We start from the raw sequence: 18,572 nt of genomic DNA, 5'->3' as shown, positions 1-18,572 counted from the left end.
CCAGCGCATACTCGCGCTGACCGCCGCGATCTGGCACAACGACGCCACCGGACAGCAAGTCCTACGATCCCTCACCGCCTACGATCACTGACCCCTTGGAATTGATCATCTAGGAGCAGGACCCGCTCCAGGAGCAGACCGCTCCAGGAGCAGCACCCGCTGTCTTCCACGCCCCGGCGTGCGGCCCCCGGCCGCGCGCCGGGGCTGGTCCTTTGGCGGTCGTCATTACGTACCGACTCATCCTGAGATCGGCGCACCCGTCCTCGTCAGGACACATGAGACTGAACTGACTGGTACGTGCAAAAAATTTGGAATGGCCCGGAATCGGAACACCGGGGCACCCCGGCTCGTTGTCACGACGTGAGCACGACACCACCTGTTCTCGCCGCAGAGCTGGCGCAGGCGTGGGCCGATATTCAGCGGTACCACCCCGAGCTGCCTGACCTTGCCGCGCCCGAGTCCCTGATCGGAGAGTCGTCGTCCGCCTGTGGCGCCGAGCTCTCCTTCGAGCGACTGCTGCACGAGGCAGTCCACGGCATCGCCGCCGCGCGTGGAGTCCGCGACACCTCGCGTGCCGGCCGCTACCACAACCGCAGATTCCTCGCGATCGCCGAGGAGATGGGGCTGGACCACTCCGAAGAGCCGCATCCCAGCAGCGGCTTCTCGCTGGTCTCGCTCAATCCCGAGGCGAAGAAGCGCTACCGACCCACCATGGAGCGGCTCCAGCGCGCCCTCAAGGCCCACACGGTCGCCACGGCCGCCGACACCAAGCGCAGCTTCCGCGGTCCGGCCGCCCGGCACGGCTCCTCCGGCGGAGGGGTGCGCGTCAAGGCGGTCTGCGACTGCGGGCGCAATGTGCGGGTGGTCCCCTCCGTACTGGCCCAGGCGCCGATCGTGTGCGGCGGCTGTATGAAGCCGTTCCGGATCCCCGAGGCCACCCTGTCGGCCGCGTCCTGAGGGCCGCGCGGCTGATCACCGGTCCCCGCGCGGAAGCGCCGCAGGCATGTGGCACAATGGCTAGCTGTACTCGACAGTCGCATAGGACCCCTCTCTCCTCCGGCTGACGCGTCCATCGGGCACCCGAGTACCGCAACCCCACGTGGCATCTCATGTGCCCAACCACGTCAAGTTCAGGAGACACCACTCCAGTGGCAGTCAAGATCAAGCTCAAGCGCCTCGGCAAGATTCGCCAGCCGCACTACCGCATCGTCGTCGCCGACGCCCGCACCCGCCGGGATGGTCGCGCGATCGAGGAGATCGGTATCTACCACCCGACGTACAACCCGTCGCGCATCGAGGTCAACGCCGAGCGTGCGCAGTACTGGCTGTCGGTCGGCGCCCAGCCCACCGAGGCTGTGCTCGCCATCCTGAAGCTGACCGGTGACTGGCAGGCCCACAAGGGTCTCCCCGCCCCCGCGCCGCTCCTGCAGCCGGAGACGAAGGAGAGCAAGCGTCGCTCCTTCGACGAGTTCGCCAAGGCCATCGAGGGCATCGGCGAGGGCAAGGGCGAGGCCATCACGCAGAAGGCGAAGAAGGCCGACAAGAAGGCGGACGAGGCTGAGGCCGCCGCCGAGTCGACCGAGGCCTGATCATGCTCGAGGAGGCTCTTGAGCACCTCGTAAAGGGCATTGTGGACAACCCCGACGATGTGCAGGTCGCCTCGCGCAACCTGCGCCGCGGGCAGGTGCTCGAGGTCCGGGTTCACCCCGACGACCTCGGCAAGGTGATCGGTCGCAACGGCCGCACCGCACGTGCTCTGCGTACCGTCGTGGGCGCCATCGGCGGCCGGGGGATCCGCGTCGACCTCGTCGATGTGGACCAGGTCCGCTGAGGCTGGGTCCATTGCAAGAGTGAATCACCGGCACGGGCCGGGGAGGGCATACGTGCCCGCCCCGGCCCGTCGTCGTCTGAACAGGAGAGAGACAGTGCAGCTGGTAGTCGCGCGGATCGGCCGCGCCCACGGGATCAAGGGTGAGGTCACCGTCGAGGTGCGGACCGACGAGCCGGAGCTGCGGCTCGGGCCCGGTGCCGTGCTCCAGACCGAACCGGCGTCGGCGGGTCCGCTGACCATCGAGACGGGCCGGGTGCACAGCGGAAGGCTGCTGCTCCGCTTCGCCGGCGTCAAGGACCGCACGGGCGCCGAGGCGCTGCGCAACATCCTGCTCATCGCCGACGTGGACCCGTCCGAAATGCCGGCGGAGCCCGACGAGTACTACGACCACCAGCTGATGGACCTGGACGTGGTCCTCGCGGACGGTACCGAGGTCGGCCGGATCACCGAGATCTCCCACCTGCCCTCCCAGGACCTCTTCATCGTCGAGCGGCCGGACGGCACCGAGGTGATGATCCCCTTCGTCGAGGAGATCGTCGCCGAGATCGACCTCCAGGAGCAGCGGTGTGTCATCACCCCGCCGCCGGGGCTGATCGACGACCGCGCCGAGATCGCCTCGACCCGCGATGCCGAGGGCGACGCCGACGCCGACGCCGATGCCGAGGGCGACGCCGACGCTGAGGGCGATGCCTGATGCGGCTGGACGTCGTCACGATCTTCCCTGAGTACCTGGAGCCGCTGAACGTCTCCCTCGTCGGCAAGGCGCGGGCCCGCGGGCAGCTCGACGTACACGTCCACGACCTGCGGGACTGGACGTACGACCGGCACAACACGGTCGACGACACCCCGTACGGCGGCGGTCCCGGCATGGTCATGAAGACCGATCCGTGGGGCGAGGCCCTGGACGCCGCGCTGGCCGACGGCTACGAGGCGGGTGCGCACGGACCGGTCATGGTCGTCCCGACCCCCAGCGGCCGGCCGTTCACCCAGGAACTGGCCGTCGAGCTCTCCGAGCGCCCCTGGCTGATCTTCACCCCGGCCCGCTACGAGGGCATCGACCGCCGCGTGATGGACGAGTACGCGACACGGATGCCGGTGTACGAGGTCTCCATCGGCGACTACGTCCTGGCGGGCGGCGAGGCGGCCGTCCTGGTCATCACCGAGGCCGTGGCCCGGCTGCTGCCCGGTGTCCTCGGCAACGCCGAATCGCACCGCGACGACTCCTTCGCGCCCGGCGAGATGGCGAACCTGCTGGAGGGGCCCGTCTACACCAAGCCCCCGGAGTGGCGCGGCCGCGGCATCCCCGAGGTGCTGCTCAGCGGCCACCACGGGAAGATCGCCCGCTGGCGCCGGGACGAGGCCTTCCGCCGGACCGCCCGGAACCGCCCCGACCTGATCGAGCGCTGCGAGGCTTCCGCCTTCGACAAGAAGGACCGGGAGATCTTGAACATCCTGGGCTGGCGGCCCACCGCCGACGGCCGATTTTGGCGTAGGCCGGAGGCCGTGGAAGAATAGGCGGCTGCTGTGTGCTCGCGTACGCCCCTGCCACAGGGGGATCGTCGTCCGCCGAGTGTCGCAGCTCCCGAATTCTCTACGGAAATCCGCACCGGCGGCCTGTGGCGTCGTGCGAAGAAAGCAGACGAACAACATGTCTCACCTGCTCGATGGCGTCAACGCCGCCGCGCTCCGCTCGGACGTCCCGGCCTTCCGCCCGGGTGACACCGTCAACGTCCACGTCCGCGTGATCGAGGGCAACCGCTCCCGTATCCAGCAGTTCAAGGGCGTTGTCATCCGTCGCCAGGGCTCTGGCGTCTCCGAGACCTTCACCGTCCGCAAGGTCTCCTTCAGCGTCGGCGTGGAGCGTACCTTCCCGGTTCACTCCCCGATCTTCGAGAAGATCGAGCTCGTCACCCGCGGTGACGTGCGTCGCGCCAAGCTGTACTTCCTCCGTGAGCTCCGCGGCAAGGCCGCGAAGATCAAGGAGAAGCGCGACCGCTGATCTCCTCTCCGGATCCCGGGGGTGGCCGGATAGGCTCGCCCCCGATGGACACCGAAGCAGAGCTCACACAGCGCGGCCACTCCTCTCCCGGACAGGGGGAGGGGCGGCCGCGTTTTGCGTTTCCGGCGTGGCCCGGGCTGACGTGGCGGCGGGCCGGAGTCCTCGGCGTGCTCTGCACCGTGTTCCTGCTTCTGCTCAGCAACTTCGTGGTGCAGCCCTTCCTGATCCCCAGCCGGTCGATGGAGCCGACGCTCGAGGTCGGCGACCGGGTGCTGGTGAACAAGCTGGCGTACCGTTTCGGCGATCAGCCGCAGCGCGGGGACGTGGTGGTCTTCGACGGCACCGGGTCCTTCGTACGGGAAGGCGCCGACGGCAATCCGGTCGGCGAGGCCCTGCACGGCGCGGCCTCGGCCCTCGGGCTCGCGGAGCCGTCCGACACCGACTTCGTGAAGCGGGTCGTGGGCGTGGGCGGCGACGACGTGGTGTGCTGCGACGCGGGCGGGCGGATCGAGGTCAACGGGGTCGCGGTCGACGAGCCGTACCTGTATCCCGGTGACTCGCCCTCGAAGGTGCCCTTCCGCATCGTCGTACCCCTTGGGACCCTGTGGGTCATGGGCGATCATCGTTCCCAGTCCCGGGATTCCCGGGACCACCTGGGGGAGCCGGGCGGGGGGATGGTGCCGGTGGACAAGGTCATCGGGCGGGCCGACTGGATCGGCTGGCCGGTCTCGCGCTGGGGTTCGACGGGCACGGCGCCGGGGTCCGGGCCCGGGGCGGTCGGCGGCGGGCATGGGTAGCCGGGGCCGCCCGAGATGGGGCGGCCGGGAACCCGAACCGGAGCCCGAGCCGCAGCCTCGGCCCCGCTCCAAGCCCCAGCCCCCTGTGGCGGAAGGCGGCCGGGCCGAGCGGCGCCGACTGGCTCGCCGGGTCCGGCGGCGCCGGCGCACCCGCCGGGCGGGCGAGGTCCCGCTGCTGGTGGCGGTGGCGCTGTGCATAGCACTGGTCCTCAAGACCTTCCTCGTGCAGGCCTTCTTCATTCCGTCCGGCTCGATGGAGCAGACGATCCGGATCGGCGACCGGGTGCTGGTCGACAAGCTGACTCCGTGGTTCGGCTCCGAGGTCGAGCGGGGCGACGTCGTCGTGTTCAAGGACCCCGGCGGCTGGCTCAAGGGCGAGGCCGCCCGCCCCGCCCAGGACCCGGTCGGCGTCAAGCAGATCAAGCAGGCCCTCACGTTCATCGGGCTGCTGCCCTCCGCCGACGAGCAGGATCTGATCAAGCGGGTCATCGGCGTCGGCGGGGACACCGTCGCCTGCTGTGACGGCAGAGGCAGGGTCACGGTCAACGGGTCGCCGCTCGATGAGCCGTACGTGAACCCCGGCAACTCCCCCTCGGACATCCGCTTCGAGGTGACGGTGCCCGCGGGGCGGCTCTTCGTGATGGGCGACCACCGGGCGAATTCGGCCGACTCCCGCTTCCACCTCGACGAGGCCTTCGAGGGCACTATCGACGAGCACGGCGTCGTCGGGGAGGCCGTGGTGATCGCATGGCCGTTCGGTCACTGGCGCAAGCTCGACACCCCCGCCACGTTCCGCATGGTGCCCGATCAGGCGCGGCGCGGGCGGCGCGGGCCCGGGCGGCGCGGCCGGGGCGCACCGTTCGCATAGTGTGTCCTGGGTCTCCCGAGCCTTAGGGAACTCCCGCTCGTTAGGGAGGGGAGGACCTGTGTCCGAATCCGGCGCGGGCGGCGATTCCAATGAAGGAGTGGATGTGGGGGATGTGGCGGTAGGCGCACGATCCGGACGCGACGAGGGCGAGGAGCGGCCGGACGATGCCGTCGAGGGCGAGACCGAGACCGAGAAGGGTGGCGCCGCGGCGCGCCCGCACCGCTCGTTCTGGAAGGAGCTCCCGCTCCTGGTCGGTATCGCCCTGCTGCTGGCCCTGCTGATCAAGACCTTCCTGGTGCAGGCGTTCTCGATCCCGTCCGACTCGATGCAGAACACCCTGCAGCGCGGTGACCGGGTGCTCGTGGACAAGCTGACGCCGTGGTTCGGCTCGGAGCCCGAGCGCGGTGAGGTCGTGGTCTTCCACGACCCCGCGGAGTGGCTGGCCGGGGAGCCCACCCCGGAGCCGAATTTCGCGCAGCAGATCCTCAGCAAGATCGGCCTGATGCCGTCCGCGGACGAGAAGGACCTGATCAAGCGGACCATCGCCATCGGCGGGGACACGGTGGAATGCAAGAAGGGGGGACCGGTCGTCGTCAACGGCAAGGAGCTGGACGAGCCGTACATCTTCCCCGGCAACACCCCGTGCGACGACGCCCCGTTCGGCCCGATCACCGTGCCCAAGGGCAAGATCTGGGTGATGGGCGACCACCGGCAGAACTCCCAGGACTCCCGCTACCACATGCAGGACTCCACCCAGGGCTTCGTTCCGGTCGACAAGGTCGTCGGGCGGGCCGTCGTGGTCGCGTGGCCGGTCACCCGCTGGGCGACCCTCCCCATCCCCGACACCTTCGACCAGCCGGGCATCGGCACCCAGGCCGCCGCGGCCGCACTGGGTCTCGGGGCGTCGGGGCTGGCCCCGGTCGGGCTCGGACCGGCCGCGCTGGGGTTCACCGGCGCGGTGCCGCTCGTACTGTGGCGCAGGCGGAGGCTGACCCGGGGGCGTACCGCCGGGTAGGGTGCCGCCCAGGTCGACGATCTCCGAATGTGGGGGCGCTGCAAATGGGCGGAACGCAGGCAAGCGGTACACAGGGCATACGTGGTGGCAAGAATGGCCGCGGCGGGCTCGGCAGCGTGCTGTCCGGGCTGGCCGTGGCCATCGGCTTTGTGCTGTTCCTGGGCGGCTTCGTCTGGGGGGCGGTCGTGTACCAGCCGTACACCGTGCCGACCGACTCGATGATGCCGACGGTGAATCCCGGGGACCGCGTGCTGGCCGAGCGGATCGACGGTGGTGAGGTGCGCCGCGGGGACGTGGTCATCTTTACTGATTCCATGTGGAGTGACTCGCCCATGGTCAAGCGGGTCGTCGGCATCGGCGGCGACACCGTGAAGTGCTGCGGCCAGGGCGGTCGGCTGACCGTGAACGGCAAGGAGCTGGACGAGCCGTACATCGAGCACCCCAAGAACGGCGGGGCTGGGCCGTCGGGGACTTCGGGGTCGTCCTTCGGGGTGGCCTCCGACACCCCGTTCGAGGTGACGGTGCCCGAGGGCAATCTCTTCCTGCTGGGTGACCGGCGCGGGGCCTCGCTGGACTCCCGTGCGCACCTTCAGGAGGCCGGGCAGGGGACGGTGGCTCGATCGGCCGTCAGCGCCCGGGTGGACGCCCTGGCGTGGCCCTCGATGCACGCGGTGAAGCGCCCGCAGACCTACGCCGCCTTCCCCGGCGGCATCTCCCGGCCCGGGCCGCTGCGGCTCCAGGTGGCCGCGGTCGTGGCCGGGGCCGCCCTGGTGGTGTTGGGGGCCGCATACGGGCCGCTCGCACGGGTTCTGGGGCGCGGGCGGCGGCGGGAGCAGGCCGGTGTCAGCTGACCGGGCCGGCGGCGCGGGCGGGCCGGTGTCCGGTGACCTGGCCGGCGGTGTGGGGCCGAGGAAGGTGGCGCGGGTGATCCTGCTGGATCCCGAGGACCGGATTCTGCTGCTGCACGGCTTCGAGCCCGAGGACCCGGCCGACACCTGGTGGTTCACCCCCGGCGGCGGCCTGGAGGGCGCCGAGAGCCGGGAGCAGGCCGCGCTGCGGGAGCTCGCCGAGGAGACCGGTATCACGGAGGTGGAGCTGGGGCCGGTGCTGTGGCACCGGTACTGCTCCTTCCCCTTCGACGGGCGGCGCTGGGAACAGGACGAGTGGTACTTCCTCGCCCGGACCGGACAGACCGCGACCGCGACGGGCGGGCTGACGGAGCTGGAGCGGCGCAGCGTCACCGGGGCCAGGTGGTGGACCTCCGAGGAACTTCTCGCGGCCCATGAGACGGTGTACCCGACCAGACTCGCCGAGCTGCTGCGGACGCTGCTCGACGACGGCCCTCCGGGTGTGCCGGTGGTCCTGGCCCCGGAAATCGTTTAGGGGCACGGGGGCCTGGCGCACAATAGGGGGACGCACGGCTGAAGGGGAACATGCCATGAGTGCCGAGGACCTCGAGAAGTACGAGACCGAGATGGAGCTGAAGCTCTATCGGGAGTACCGCGACGTCGTCGGGCTGTTCAAGTATGTGATCGAGACCGAACGTCGTTTCTACCTCACCAACGACTACGAGATGCAGGTGCATTCGGTCCAGGGAGAGGTGTTCTTCGAGGTCTCGATGGCCGACGCCTGGGTCTGGGACATGTACCGGCCGGCCCGCTTCGTCAAGCAGGTACGGGTGCTGACCTTCAAGGACGTGAACATCGAGGAGCTCAACAAGAGCGACCTCGAACTGCCGGGCAGCTGAGCCCGGCGGACGCCTCAGGGGTGGGGCTGTCCCTCGTGTGGGTGACGGGGTTGTCCACAACGCCCTGACTGTCCACCAAGATCCACAGGGTCGGCGGGGACGCGGGATTGTCGGTGCCGGAGGTGGTGCCGGATGAACGCGAAGGGCGTGGCACAGCAGGCATTGGGGCGGTACGGCGAGGAACTGGCGGCGAGGCGGCTGGCCGAGGCCGGGATGACCGTGATCGCGCGGAACTGGCGGTGCCGTGGCGGGGAGATCGACATCGTCGCGCGGGACGGGGACGCCCTCGTCGTGTGCGAGGTGAAGACCCGGCGGGAGGGGGACTTCGAGCACCCCATGGCCGCGGTCCGGCCCGGCAAGGCCGCGCGGCTGCGGAGGCTCGCCGGGCGCTGGCTCGCCGACCACGGGGGACCGCCGCCGGGCGGGGTGCGTATCGACCTCGTGGGAGTCCTGCTGCCCCGGCGCGGTGCGCCTGTGGTGGAACACGTCAGGGGGGTGGCCTGATGGGGTTCGCGCGAGCCTGCTCGGTGGCCCTGGTGGGCGTCGACGGTGTGGTGGTGGAGGTCCAGGCCGACCTGGAACCGGGGGTCGCGGCCTTCACTCTGGTGGGGCTGCCCGACAAGACCCTGGTCGAGAGCCGCGACCGGGTCCGGGCCGCCGTCGTGAACTCCGGCGCGGCCTGGCCGCAGAAGAAACTCACGGTCGGGCTCAGCCCGGCCTCCGTACCGAAGTCCGGAGCCGGGTTCGACCTGGCCGTGGCCGCGGCCGTGCTCGGCGCCGCCGAGGTGGTCGACCCCGGCGCGATCGCCGATCTGGTGCTGATCGGGGAGCTCGGCCTGGACGGCCGGGTGCGCCCCGTCCGCGGCATCCTGCCGGCGGTCCTCGCCGCGGCCGAGGCCGGATACCGGCAGGTCGTCGTCCCCCAGCAGTGCGCCGGCGAGGCCGCGCTCGTCCCCGACGTCTCGGTGCTCGGCGTGCGCAGCCTTCGGCAGCTGATCGCGGTGCTGACGGACGGCGTGGTGCCCGAGGAGGATCCGCCGGGCCCGCCTGGGCGGCCGGATCCGATGCTGGCCGGCCTGGTCGTGCCCGGCGCCGGACTCGGCACGGGGCTCGCCCGGGGTACGGGCGGGGAGGGGGAGGCCCCGGATTTCCCCGACCTCGCCGACGTCGCCGGGCAGCACGGCGCCCGGAGGGCCCTGGAAGTGGCCGCCTCCGGGGGACACCACCTCTTCCTCAGCGGGCCCCCGGGCGCCGGGAAGACGATGCTGGCCGAGCGGCTGCCCTGGATCCTGCCGCCGCTCACCCGACAGGACTCCCTGGAGGTCACGGCCGTCCACTCGGTCGCGGGAATCCTCCCGCCCGGCGAACCGCTGGTCGGCAGGCCCCCGTACTGCGCCCCGCACCACTCGGCGACCATGCAGTCCCTGGTCGGGGGCGGTGCGGGAGTGCCCAGGCCGGGGGCGGTCTCCCTGGCCCACAGGGGCGTGCTCTTCCTGGACGAGGCCGCCGAGTTCAGCACCAAGGCCCTGGACGCGCTACGGCAGCCACTCGAATCGGGACACGTGGTCATCGCCCGGGCCGCGGGGGTGATCCGGCTGCCGGCCCGATTCCTGATGCTGCTCGCGGCGAATCCGTGCCCGTGCGGGCGGCACACCCTGCACGGGGCCGGCTGCGAATGCCCGGCCTCGGTGATCCGGCGTTACCAGGCACGGCTGTCGGGGCCACTGCTCGACCGGGTGGACCTGCGGATCGAGGTCGAGCCGGTCACCCGCTCCGATCTGCTCGGCCGGGGCGGCCGCGGGGAGAGCACCATGGTGGTCGCCGGCCGGGTCCGGGAAGCCAGGGACCGGGCCGCCACCCGGCTCGCGGGCACCCCGTGGCGCCTCAACTCCGAGGTGCCCGGGCACGAGCTCCGCACCCGCTGGCCCGCAGGCCCCGGAGCACTGGCCCAGGCCGAGCGGGACCTGGAGCGGGGCCTGCTCACCGCCCGTGGGCTGGACAGAGTCCTGCGGGTCGCCTGGACCGTCGCCGACCTGCGAGGCCGCGACCGCCCGGACGCCCTGGACGTGGCCGTCGCCCTGGAGCTCCGCACCGGTATCGCCCGCGGCGCGACCCTGGCCACGGGAGCGGGGCCATGAGCGCCGCCAAGGGTCTGGGGCCGCAGCCGGACCGGGAGCCGGAGCCGGAGCCGGGGCCGGGGCCGGAGTTGGAGGTGCTGGCCCGGGCCGCGTTGACTCGGGTGTTGGAGCCGGGGGAGGAGCATGGCGGGCGTTGGCTCCGGGCATTCGGTGGCGTTGGGCTGATACGGCTGCTGACCGGGCCGGAAACGGAAATGGGAGCGCTGACCGGGGTGGGGCCCGAGCGGCTCTGCGGGTACCGGAGGCGGGCCGCCTTGGCCGATCCGCGGCGGGATCTGGCTGCGGCCGCCGCTTCGGGTGGCCGGTTCGTCTGCCCCGGGGCGGCGGAGTGGCCGACTCAACTGGACGACCTGGGCGACGCACGCCCCATCGGCCTGTGGCTCCGGGGGCGCCCCAACCTGCGGACCTGGGCGCTGCGCTCGGTCGCCGTGGTCGGGGCGCGGGCCTGCACGCCGTACGGGGCGCACATGGCCCAGACGCTGGCCGGCGGGCTCGCCGAGCGCGGCTGGGTGGTGGTCTCCGGGGCGGCGTACGGAATCGACGGCGCCGCGCACAGAGGGGCCCTGGCCTCGGGCGGCGCCACGGCCGCCGTGCTCGCCTGCGGGGTGGACGTCGACTACCCCCGCGGACATGCCGGGCTGCTCGGCAGGATCGCCGGCCAGGGGCTGGTCCTGGGGGAGCTGCCGCCCGGCAGCCATCCCACCCCCAGCCGGTTCGTGCTGCGCAACCGCGTCATCGCCGCCCTCACCCGGGGGACCGTGGTGGTGGAGGCGGCCCACCGCAGCGGCTCCCTGGTGACCGCCCGCCGGGCGCAAGCGCTGGGGCGGCTCACGATGGGCGTCCCCGGCCCCGCCACCAGCGGGCTCTCGGCCGGGGTGCACGAACTGCTGCGGGGCGAGGCACAGCTCGTCACGGATGCCGCGGAGGTGATCGAACTGGTCGGGGGTATGGGCGACTTGGCGCCCGAGCGGCGCGGCCCGGTCCTCGCCCGCGATCTGCTCGACCCGGCAACCGTCCGGGTGCTCGAAGCCCTCCCCGCCGGCCGCCTCGTGAACGTGGACGAGGTGACGCTCGCCGCGGCCACCGACACCGATGAAGTCATCGGCAGACTGTACGAACTTCACTCTCTGGGGTTCGTCGAACGGCAGGGCGACGGCTGGCAGTTGACCACGCGAACGCCTGGACCAGGCACACAAACCCGCGCCACCCGGCGAGGCGGTGGTTGACCTGGGGCGTTCCGGTGAAAGAGTGAAGCCGATGAGAGACGCGGTCTTCCCGATGGCAGTCGCCGGGACCGTGCGCGAGGCGCCGGTCCCGGGTCGCCCGCGCGAGTCGGGGCGCCCCTGCGGCCCCGCGCGATCCCGTACTCTTCGCGCACCGCGACACTTCCGTCACGCTACGCTCCCAAGGAATCCGGCTCCGGCAAAGGCGAAGCATGCCCCAGCACACCCCAGGGTCTGACCGCGCTGCGCTGTCCCCCGCTGCCCGCGGCAGCGTGCGGTCCACCGCGCCCTCGTCCCTGGAGGTGCTCTGGCGCTCGTACAAGGAATCGGGTGACGAGCGGCTCCGGCAGCAGCTGATCCTGCACTACTCGCCCCTGGTGAAGTACGTGGCCGGCCGGGTCAGCGTGGGCCTTCCGCCCAATGTGGAACAGGCCGACTTCGTCTCCTCCGGCGTCTTCGGGCTCATCGACGCCATCGAGAAGTTCGACATCGACCGGTCCATCAAGTTCGAGACATACGCGATCACCCGGATCCGGGGCGCGATGATCGACGAACTGCGCGCGCTGGACTGGATTCCGCGTTCCGTCCGGCAGAAGGCGCGGGCCGTGGAACGGGCCTACGCCACGCTGGAGGCCCAGCTGCGGCGCACGCCGACGGAGACCGAGGTCGCCCGTGAGATGGGGATCGCAGTGGAGGAACTCCACACGGTCTTCAGCCAGTTGTCGCTGGCCAACGTAGTCGCCCTGGATGAGCTGCTGCACGCGGGCGGGGAGGGCGGGGACCGCCTCTCCTTGATGGACACCCTGGAGGACACCGCCGCCGACAACCCGGTGGAGGTGGCCGAGGACCGCGAGTTGCGCCGGCTGCTGGCGCGGGCCATCAACACCCTGCCGGAGCGGGAGAAGACGGTGGTCACGCTCTACTACTACGAGGGCCTCACCCTGGCCGAAATCGGCAACGTCCTGGGCGTCACCGAGAGCCGCGTCAGCCAGATCCACACCAAGTCGGTCCTGCAACTACGGGCGAAGCTGGCGGATGTCGGGCGATGACCCGTGTCGGCCTTTCGGGACCTCCGTAGAGTGGACGTGTGCCCAGGATTCGAGCGGCCTCTGTGGCCGAGCACCGGTCGATGCAGCGCGGCGCCCTGTTGGACGCCGCGCGTTCCCTGCTGTCCGAAGGCGGTACGGAGGCCCTGACCTTCCCCGCCCTCGCGGAGCGGACCGGGCTCGCCCGGTCCTCCGTGTACGAGTACTTCCGATCCCGCGCGGCCGTGGTCGAAGAGCTGTGTGTGGTGGACTTCCCCGTCTGGGCCGCCGAGATCGAGGCGGCCCTGGAGGAGGCGCAGACGCCCGAGGCGAAGATCGAGGCGTATGTGCGGAGCCAGCTGGGGCTGGTGGGAGACAGGCGGCACCGGGCGGTGGTGGCGATCTCGGCCAGTGAGCTGGACGCCGGGGCGCGCGAGAAGATCCGCGCCGCCCACGGGGGGCTGGTGGCGATGATCGTGGAGGCGCTGGGGTCCCTCGGGCAGGAGGAGCCACGGCTTGCCGCGATGCTGTTGCAGGGGGTTGTCGATGCTGCGGTCCGGCGGATTGAGCTGGGCGCGGCCGAGCCTCCCGAGGTCGTGACGGAAGCCGCCGTGGCCATGGCCCTGCGGGGCGTGCGGGGCTAGGGCGCCAGTGGCAGGAGTCTCGGGGTGGGGGGCGGGGCGAGGGTCAGGGGGTTCAGGTAGGTGTCGCCCGCCAGGAGGCCCCAGTGCAGGCAGGGGGCGGGGCAGTGGGAGCCCTCCGTCAGGACCGCCACCGGTTGGCCCGCCGTGACCGTCTCGCCCTCGGCGACCAGTGGGCGTACCGGCTCGTACGTCGTGCGCAGGCCCCCGGGGAGCGTGAGCGAGAGGACCCCGCGCCCCGCCACCTGGCCGGCGAAGTGGACCCGGCCGGCGCCGACCGCGCGGAGCTCGGCGCCGACCGGGGCGGCCAGGTCCACGCCGCGGTGGCCGGCCGCGTAGGGCGTCGGCGGGGGGTCCCACCAGCGGACCACGGACAGCGGCGCAGGCAGCGGGCGGACTCCGGGGACGCTGGCGGCCAGCGCCAGTAGCAGGCTGAGCAGCAGTGTTGTCATGAGGCCCAGCGTGCTGCGAACGCGCCGGGCGGCGCCCCCGCCTGTGGACAGCCGAAGGCGTGTGGACAGGCGCGTCACCCGGCATACCGCTGGGTCCCGTACACTTCTTGTGGCGATCCGGGTCACCGGGTCGACTTCGCACGCCCCAGCACCGGCCGGTCAGGCCACGTGAAAGCGTCTCTCGGTCCCCTCGTCGGGGGCAGGGCGCGGTGGGGCGTCAGGAACCAAAACCGAGAAACCAAGGAGATGGCCATGGCCGTCGTAACGATGCGGGAGCTGCTGGAAAGCGGCGTCCACTTCGGTCACCAGACCCGCCGCTGGAACCCGAAGATGAAGCGCTTCATCTTCACGGAGCGCAACGGCATCTACATCATCGACCTGCTCCAGTCGCTGTCGTACATCGACCGCGCCTACGAGTTCGTGAAGGAGACCGTCGCGCACGGTGGCTCCATCATGTTCGTCGGTACCAAGAAGCAGGCCCAGGAGGCCATCGCCGAGCAGGCGACGCGCGTTGGTATGCCGTACGTCAACCAGCGCTGGCTGGGTGGCATGCTCACCAACTTCTCCACCGTCTACAAGCGCCTTCAGCGTCTGAAGGAGCTTGAGGCGATCGACTTCGAGGACGTCGCTGCCTCGGGTCTCACCAAGAAGGAGCTCCTGGTCCTCTCCCGCGAGAAGACCAAGCTGGAGAAGACCCTCGGTGGTATCCGCGAGATGTCGAAGGTCCCCAGCGCCGTCTGGATCGTCGACACCAAGAAGGAGCACATCGCCGTCGGTGAGGCGCGCAAGCTCCACATCCCGGTCGTCGCGATCCTCGACACCAACTGTGACCCCGACGAGGTCGACTACAAGATCCCGGGCAACGACGACGCGATCCGCTCCGTCACCCTGCTCACCCGCGTGATCGCCGACGCCGTCGCCGAGGGCCTCATCGCCCGCTCCGGCGCTGCGACCGGCGACTCGAAGCCGGGCGAGAAGGCCGCCGCCGAGCCGCTCGCCGAGTGGGAGCGCGACCTGCTCGAGGGCGACAAGAAGGCCGACGACGCTGAGGCCGCTCCGGCCGAGGCCGCTGTCGAGGCCCCCGCCGCCGAGGCCGTCGAGGTCCCCGCCGCCGAGGTCCCCGCCGCCGAGGCCGCCGAGGCCGAGGCTGTCGTCGAGGCCCCGGCCGCCGACGCCGAGCAGGCCTGACCCACTGAGAGCGCCCGGCGTTCACGCGCCGGGCACTCACAGCACGGACGATGACGGCGGGGGAGCCGCGCCAAAAGCGCGCCTCCTCCGCCGTTCACCCGTAGATCTACGACTTCGAGAGAGAATCACAGACTCATGGCGAACTACACCGCCGCTGACGTCAAGAAGCTCCGCGAGCTCACCGGCGCCGGCATGCTGGACTGCAAGAACGCGCTGGTCGACTCCGACGGTGACGTCGACAAGGCCGTCGAGGCGCTCCGTATCAAGGGTCAGAAGGGCGTCGCCAAGCGCGAGGGCCGTTCTGCCGAGAACGGTGCCGTCGTCTCCCTCATCTCCGACGACAACACCTCCGGTGTCCTCGTCGAGCTGAAGTGCGAGACGGACTTCGTCGCCAAGGGCGACAAGTTCCAGGCCGTCGCCAACCAGCTGGCCGCGCACATCGCCGCCACCTCCCCGGCCGACATCGAGGCGCTCCTCGCGTCCGAGATCGAGCCCGGCAAGACCGTCACCGCTTTCGTCGACGAGGCCAACGCCAACCTCGGCGAGAAGATCGTCCTGGACCGCTTCGCGCAGTTCACCGGCGGTTACGTCGCGGCGTACATGCACCGCACCATGCCCGACCTGCCGTTCCAGATCGGTGTCCTCGTCGAGCTCGACAAGGAGAACGCCGAGGTCGCCCGCGGCATTGCGCAGCACATCGCCGCGTTCGCGCCGAAGTGGCTCTCCAAGGACGACGTCCCGGCCGACGTCGTCGAGTCCGAGCGTCGCGTGGCCGAAGAGGTCACCCGCGCCGAGGGCAAGCCCGAGGCCGCGCTCCCGAAGATCGTCGAGGGTCGCGTCAACGGTTTCTTCAAGGACAACACGCTCCTTGGCCAGGCGTACGCCCTGGACGCCAAGAAGTCCGTCCAGAAGGTTCTGGACGAGGCCGGTGTCACCCTGACGCGCTTCTCGCGCATCAAGGTCGGCATCTGAATCCGTCCGTACGCGACGGACACCGGACCCCGGTAGGGTCTGAAGCAGTCGTCCGCGCACGCGCAGGGCGACCGCAGATCTGACGAGGAGGCCATTGCCGTAGAGGGAACCGCGAGGACCCACCGGCAATGGCCTTCTTCGTATGTGCACGAGGAGATCTCCATGAATCAGGGCGTGGCCCACCACACCGCTTCCGACGACAAGAGCGACCACGAGAAGAAGGGCCGCCGCTTCATGCTGAAGCTGTCGGGCGAAGCCTTCTCCGGCGGCGGCGGGCTGGGTGTCGACCCCGACGTCGTGCACGCCATCGCCCGCGAGATCGCGGCCGTGGTCCGCGACGGCGCGGAGATCGCGATCGTCATCGGCGGCGGCAACTTCTTCCGCGGCGCCGAGCTGCAGCAGCGCGGTATGGACCGCGCCCGGTCCGACTACATGGGCATGCTCGGCACCGTCATGAACTGCCTCGCTCTCCAGGACTTCCTGGAGAAGGAAGGCATCGACAGCCGTGTCCAGACCGCCATCACCATGGGTCAGGTCGCGGAGCCGTACATCCCGCTGCGCGCTGTGCGCCACCTGGAGAAGGGTCGCGTCGTCATCTTCGGCGCCGGCATGGGCATGCCGTACTTCTCCACCGACACCACGGCCGCCCAGCGTGCCCTGGAGATCGACGCCGAGGCCCTGCTCATGGGCAAGAACGGCGTCGACGGGGTCTACGACTCCGACCCGAAGAAGAATCCGGACGCGGTGAAGTTCGACGCGCTGGAGTACAGCGAGGTGCTGTCCCGCGACCTCAAGGTCGCCGACGCCACCGCCATCACGCTGTGCCGGGACAACAAGCTGCCGATCCTCGTCTTCGAGCTGCTCGCCGAGGGCAATATCGCCCGCGCCGTCAAGGGTGAGAAGATCGGCACGCTCGTGAGCGACCAGGGAACCCGGGCCTGAGCAGTCCGCTGCCGGACCCGGCCCTGCCGGGCCCGGTTCGCCCCGCCCGCCTGAACCATCCATATCTGACATGCAGGAGCACGTGGTGATCGAAGAAATCCTCCTCGAGGCCGAGGAGAAGATGGAGAAGGCCGTCGTCGTCGCGAAGGAGGACTTCGCCGCGATCCGCACCGGCCGTGCGCACCCGGCGATGTTCAACAAGATCGTGGCGGACTACTACGGCGCCATCACGCCCATCAACCAGCTCGCCTCGTTCGCGGTTCCCGAGCCGCGCATGGCCATCGTGACGCCCTTCGACGCGTCCGCGCTGCGCAACATCGAGCAGGCCATCCGCGACTCCGATCTCGGTGTCAACCCGAGCAACGACGGCCGCATCATCCGGGTGACCTTCCCCGAGCTGACGCAGGACCGCCGCAAGGAGTACATCAAGGTCGCGCGCACCAAGGCCGAGGACTCCAAGGTCTCGATCCGCGCCGTCCGCCGCAAGGCCAAGGACGCCCTCGACAAGCTCGTCAAGGACAAGGAAGCCGGCGAGGACGAGGTGCGCCGCGCTGAGAAGGAGCTCGACGACACCACCGCGAAGTACGTCGCGCAGGTGGACGAGCTGCTCAAGCACAAGGAAGCCGAGCTCCTCGAAGTCTGATGAACGACTCTTCCTGGCAGCCGGAGCCGGTTCCGGCGGGTCCCGCATACGATGCGCAGGTGGGCCCGCACACTCGGCCCATGCCCATCGTGCCCGATGCCGCCGGCCGTGACTTCGACGACCGGGAAGCACGCGATCGGGGGGCCGCCTCGGACGGCGGTCCCCTCTTCCGCGACGAGACGCCGCCGCAGGAGCCCATGCCCAGCCCCCCGCCCCCGCCTTCGCAGGCATCGCAGAACCCCTCGTCGCCGCCGCCGAAGAAGCGCGCGGGGCGGGATCTGCGTGCCGCCATAGGCGTCGGCGTCGGCCTCGGGGCGGTGATCTTCGCCTCGCTGTTCGTCGTCAAGGCGGTGTTCGTCGGCGTCATCGTCGTCGCGGTCGTCGTGGGCCTGTGGGAGCTCACCTCCCGGCTTCAGGAGAAGAAGGGCATCAAGGCGCCGCTGGTACCGCTCGCGGTCGGCGGCGCGGCGATGGTCATCGCCGGGTACATCCGGGGGGCCGAGGGCGCCTGGGTCGCCATGGCCCTGACCGCGCTGGCCGTGCTGGTCTGGCGGATGACCGAACCGCCCGAGGACTACCTCAAGGACGTCACGGCGGGTGTCTTCGCGGCGTTCTACGTGCCCTTCCTGGCGACCTTCGTGGCGATGCTGCTCACCGCCGACGACGGGCCGCAGCGGGTGGTCACCTTCCTGGTCCTGACCGTGGTCAGCGACACCGGGGCCTACGCGGTGGGCTGGCGCTTCGGCAAGACCAAGCTCGCGCCGCGCATCAGCCCCGGCAAGACCCGCGAGGGCCTGTTCGGCGCGGTGGCCTTCGCGATGGCGGCGGGCGCGCTGTGCATGGAGTTCCTGATCGACGACGGTGCCTGGTGGCAGGGCCTGCTGCTGGGTCTCGCGGTCGCGGTCAGCGCCACTCTGGGCGACCTGGGCGAGTCGATGATCAAGCGTGACCTCGGCATCAAGGACATGGGCACGCTGCTGCCGGGACACGGCGGCATCATGGACCGGCTCGACTCCCTGCTGCCGACGGCCCCGGTGGTGTGGCTGCTGCTGGCCGCGTTCGTGGGCACGGGCTGACACCTGCCTTCTCCG

Annotated in this window: 22 protein-coding genes and 2 pseudogenes; 23 read left to right on the top strand and 1 reads right to left on the bottom strand. The window is 70.8% G+C overall.

Translation table 11 applies throughout. The features are described from left to right. From J7I97_RS38660 to J7I97_RS20850, 18 genes and pseudogenes are all read left to right on the top strand, one after another. A pseudogene (locus tag J7I97_RS38660) lies at nt 1-91 on the top strand (IS982 family transposase); the annotation flags it as partial. A 269-nt stretch (nt 92-360) separates the two neighbouring features. After that, the gene (locus J7I97_RS20930) at nt 361-957 is read left to right on the top strand and encodes a hypothetical protein (protein WP_214937114.1); all 597 of its coding nucleotides are present in this window, start codon (nt 361-363) and stop codon (nt 955-957) included. Between the two features lie 191 nt (nt 958-1,148). Continuing rightward, nucleotides 1,149-1,589, top strand: a complete 441-nt coding sequence (gene rpsP / locus J7I97_RS20925; protein WP_214937112.1) for a 30S ribosomal protein S16 — start codon at nt 1,149-1,151, stop codon at nt 1,587-1,589. Nucleotides 1,590-1,591: 2 nt separating this feature from the next. Next, nucleotides 1,592-1,831 carry an RNA-binding protein gene (locus J7I97_RS20920; RefSeq protein ID WP_007266827.1) on the top strand — a complete coding sequence of 80 codons (240 nt, stop codon included), beginning with the start codon at nt 1,592-1,594 and terminating at the stop codon, nt 1,829-1,831. Between the two features lie 94 nt (nt 1,832-1,925). Further along, on the top strand, nt 1,926-2,525 hold the full coding sequence (gene rimM / locus J7I97_RS20915) for a ribosome maturation factor RimM (RefSeq protein WP_214937110.1): 600 nt from the start codon (nt 1,926-1,928) through the stop codon (nt 2,523-2,525). Further along, entirely contained in the window at nt 2,525-3,346 is an 822-nt protein-coding gene (gene trmD / locus J7I97_RS20910) for a tRNA (guanosine(37)-N1)-methyltransferase TrmD (protein ID WP_214937108.1), read from the top strand. The genes rimM and trmD overlap by 1 nt, the downstream gene beginning before the upstream one ends. 133 nt (nt 3,347-3,479) lie before the next feature. Continuing rightward, nucleotides 3,480-3,830 (top strand): 50S ribosomal protein L19, encoded by a 351-nt coding sequence (gene rplS / locus J7I97_RS20905; protein ID WP_214937107.1) that lies wholly within the window; start codon nt 3,480-3,482, stop codon nt 3,828-3,830. Nucleotides 3,831-3,874: 44 nt separating this feature from the next. Further along, nucleotides 3,875-4,627, top strand: coding sequence for a signal peptidase I (gene lepB / locus J7I97_RS20900; protein WP_214937104.1), 753 nt, complete (start codon nt 3,875-3,877; stop codon nt 4,625-4,627). Further along, a pseudogene (gene lepB / locus J7I97_RS20895) lies at nt 4,620-5,681 on the top strand (signal peptidase I); the annotation flags it as partial. The gene lepB (J7I97_RS20900) and the pseudogene lepB (J7I97_RS20895), both read left to right, overlap by 8 nt. Next, the gene (gene lepB / locus J7I97_RS20890; RefSeq protein ID WP_214937128.1) at nt 5,608-6,510 is read left to right on the top strand and encodes a signal peptidase I; all 903 of its coding nucleotides are present in this window, start codon (nt 5,608-5,610) and stop codon (nt 6,508-6,510) included. The pseudogene lepB (J7I97_RS20895) and the gene lepB (J7I97_RS20890), both read left to right, overlap by 74 nt. Nucleotides 6,511-6,554: 44 nt before the next feature. Next, nucleotides 6,555-7,361, top strand: coding sequence for a signal peptidase I (gene lepB, locus J7I97_RS20885; RefSeq protein WP_214937101.1), 807 nt, complete (start codon nt 6,555-6,557; stop codon nt 7,359-7,361). A gap of 25 nt (nt 7,362-7,386) precedes the next feature. Then, nucleotides 7,387-7,893: an NUDIX hydrolase gene (locus J7I97_RS20880; RefSeq protein ID WP_214937126.1), complete on the top strand. Its 507-nt coding sequence runs from the start codon at nt 7,387-7,389 to the stop codon at nt 7,891-7,893. 55 nt (nt 7,894-7,948) lie between these two features. Further along, nucleotides 7,949-8,257, top strand: a complete 309-nt coding sequence (locus tag J7I97_RS20875; RefSeq protein ID WP_005311352.1) for a DUF2469 domain-containing protein — start codon at nt 7,949-7,951, stop codon at nt 8,255-8,257. A gap of 132 nt (nt 8,258-8,389) precedes the next feature. Further along, nucleotides 8,390-8,761 carry a YraN family protein gene (locus J7I97_RS20870; RefSeq protein ID WP_214937099.1) on the top strand — a complete coding sequence of 124 codons (372 nt, stop codon included), beginning with the start codon at nt 8,390-8,392 and terminating at the stop codon, nt 8,759-8,761. Further along, nucleotides 8,761-10,395 (top strand): YifB family Mg chelatase-like AAA ATPase, encoded by a 1,635-nt coding sequence (locus J7I97_RS20865; protein ID WP_214937097.1) that lies wholly within the window; start codon nt 8,761-8,763, stop codon nt 10,393-10,395. The genes J7I97_RS20870 and J7I97_RS20865 overlap by 1 nt, the downstream gene beginning before the upstream one ends. Beyond that, complete coding sequence (dprA, locus tag J7I97_RS20860) at nt 10,392-11,621, top strand: DNA-processing protein DprA (protein ID WP_214937095.1); 1,230 nt, start codon at nt 10,392-10,394, stop codon at nt 11,619-11,621. Before J7I97_RS20865 ends, dprA begins: the two co-directional genes overlap by 4 nt. A 209-nt stretch (nt 11,622-11,830) precedes the next feature. Then, nucleotides 11,831-12,667: an RNA polymerase sigma factor WhiG gene (gene whiG / locus J7I97_RS20855; protein WP_214937093.1), complete on the top strand. Its 837-nt coding sequence runs from the start codon at nt 11,831-11,833 to the stop codon at nt 12,665-12,667. Between the two features lie 62 nt (nt 12,668-12,729). Beyond that, the gene (locus J7I97_RS20850) at nt 12,730-13,287 is read left to right on the top strand and encodes a TetR/AcrR family transcriptional regulator (RefSeq protein WP_214937124.1); all 558 of its coding nucleotides are present in this window, start codon (nt 12,730-12,732) and stop codon (nt 13,285-13,287) included. Here J7I97_RS20850 and J7I97_RS20845 read toward each other — a convergent pair. Next, nucleotides 13,284-13,736 carry a M23 family metallopeptidase gene (locus tag J7I97_RS20845; protein ID WP_214937091.1) on the bottom strand — a complete coding sequence of 151 codons (453 nt, stop codon included), beginning with the start codon at nt 13,734-13,736 and terminating at the stop codon, nt 13,284-13,286. The genes J7I97_RS20850 and J7I97_RS20845 overlap by 4 nt on opposite strands. A 252-nt stretch (nt 13,737-13,988) precedes the next feature. On the opposite strand from J7I97_RS20845, the gene rpsB reads away from it, so the two are divergent. The 5 genes from rpsB to J7I97_RS20820 all read left to right on the top strand — a co-directional run bounded on the left by rpsB (nt 13,989) and on the right by J7I97_RS20820 (nt 18,557). Further along, the gene (gene rpsB / locus J7I97_RS20840; protein ID WP_214937089.1) at nt 13,989-14,924 is read left to right on the top strand and encodes a 30S ribosomal protein S2; all 936 of its coding nucleotides are present in this window, start codon (nt 13,989-13,991) and stop codon (nt 14,922-14,924) included. A 135-nt stretch (nt 14,925-15,059) separates the two neighbouring features. After that, nucleotides 15,060-15,896 carry a translation elongation factor Ts gene (gene tsf, locus J7I97_RS20835; protein WP_214937087.1) on the top strand — a complete coding sequence of 279 codons (837 nt, stop codon included), beginning with the start codon at nt 15,060-15,062 and terminating at the stop codon, nt 15,894-15,896. 162 nt (nt 15,897-16,058) lie between these two features. Next, on the top strand, nt 16,059-16,838 hold the full coding sequence (pyrH, locus tag J7I97_RS20830) for a UMP kinase (protein WP_214937085.1): 780 nt from the start codon (nt 16,059-16,061) through the stop codon (nt 16,836-16,838). An 85-nt stretch (nt 16,839-16,923) separates the two neighbouring features. Next, nucleotides 16,924-17,481: a ribosome recycling factor gene (frr, locus tag J7I97_RS20825; RefSeq protein WP_008737589.1), complete on the top strand. Its 558-nt coding sequence runs from the start codon at nt 16,924-16,926 to the stop codon at nt 17,479-17,481. Beyond that, nucleotides 17,481-18,557 (top strand): phosphatidate cytidylyltransferase, encoded by a 1,077-nt coding sequence (locus J7I97_RS20820; RefSeq protein ID WP_214937083.1) that lies wholly within the window; start codon nt 17,481-17,483, stop codon nt 18,555-18,557. Before frr ends, J7I97_RS20820 begins: the two co-directional genes overlap by 1 nt. Nucleotides 18,558-18,572: the final 15 nt, after the last annotated feature.

It is taken from the genome of Streptomyces sp. ISL-87 (assembly GCF_018614095.1).
Lineage (GTDB): Bacteria > Actinomycetota > Actinomycetes > Streptomycetales > Streptomycetaceae > Streptomyces.
This window is presented reverse-complemented; position numbering and strand designations above follow the sequence as displayed.

Bases quoted from the DNA above. Each gene is read 5' to 3' on its own strand.
- lepB (WP_214937101.1), top strand. From the start codon at position 6,555: ATGGGCGGAACGCAGGCAAGCGGTACACAGGGCATACGTGGTGGCAAG.
- J7I97_RS20920 (WP_007266827.1), top strand. From the start codon at position 1,592: ATGCTCGAGGAGGCTCTTGAGCACCTCGTAAAGGGCATTGTGGACAAC.
- J7I97_RS20875 (WP_005311352.1), top strand. From the start codon at position 7,949: ATGAGTGCCGAGGACCTCGAGAAGTACGAGACCGAGATGGAGCTGAAG.
- J7I97_RS20845 (WP_214937091.1), bottom strand. From the start codon at position 13,736: ATGACAACACTGCTGCTCAGCCTGCTACTGGCGCTGGCCGCCAGCGTC.
- tsf (WP_214937087.1), top strand. From the start codon at position 15,060: ATGGCGAACTACACCGCCGCTGACGTCAAGAAGCTCCGCGAGCTCACC.
- dprA (WP_214937095.1), top strand. From the start codon at position 10,392: ATGAGCGCCGCCAAGGGTCTGGGGCCGCAGCCGGACCGGGAGCCGGAG.
- rplS (WP_214937107.1), top strand. From the start codon at position 3,480: ATGTCTCACCTGCTCGATGGCGTCAACGCCGCCGCGCTCCGCTCGGAC.
- J7I97_RS20870 (WP_214937099.1), top strand. From the start codon at position 8,390: ATGAACGCGAAGGGCGTGGCACAGCAGGCATTGGGGCGGTACGGCGAG.
- J7I97_RS20865 (WP_214937097.1), top strand. From the start codon at position 8,761: ATGGGGTTCGCGCGAGCCTGCTCGGTGGCCCTGGTGGGCGTCGACGGT.
- trmD (WP_214937108.1), top strand. From the start codon at position 2,525: ATGCGGCTGGACGTCGTCACGATCTTCCCTGAGTACCTGGAGCCGCTG.
- pyrH (WP_214937085.1), top strand. From the start codon at position 16,059: ATGAATCAGGGCGTGGCCCACCACACCGCTTCCGACGACAAGAGCGAC.
- rpsB (WP_214937089.1), top strand. From the start codon at position 13,989: ATGGCCGTCGTAACGATGCGGGAGCTGCTGGAAAGCGGCGTCCACTTC.
- whiG (WP_214937093.1), top strand. From the start codon at position 11,831: ATGCCCCAGCACACCCCAGGGTCTGACCGCGCTGCGCTGTCCCCCGCT.
- lepB (WP_214937104.1), top strand. From the start codon at position 3,875: ATGGACACCGAAGCAGAGCTCACACAGCGCGGCCACTCCTCTCCCGGA.
- J7I97_RS20820 (WP_214937083.1), top strand. From the start codon at position 17,481: ATGAACGACTCTTCCTGGCAGCCGGAGCCGGTTCCGGCGGGTCCCGCA.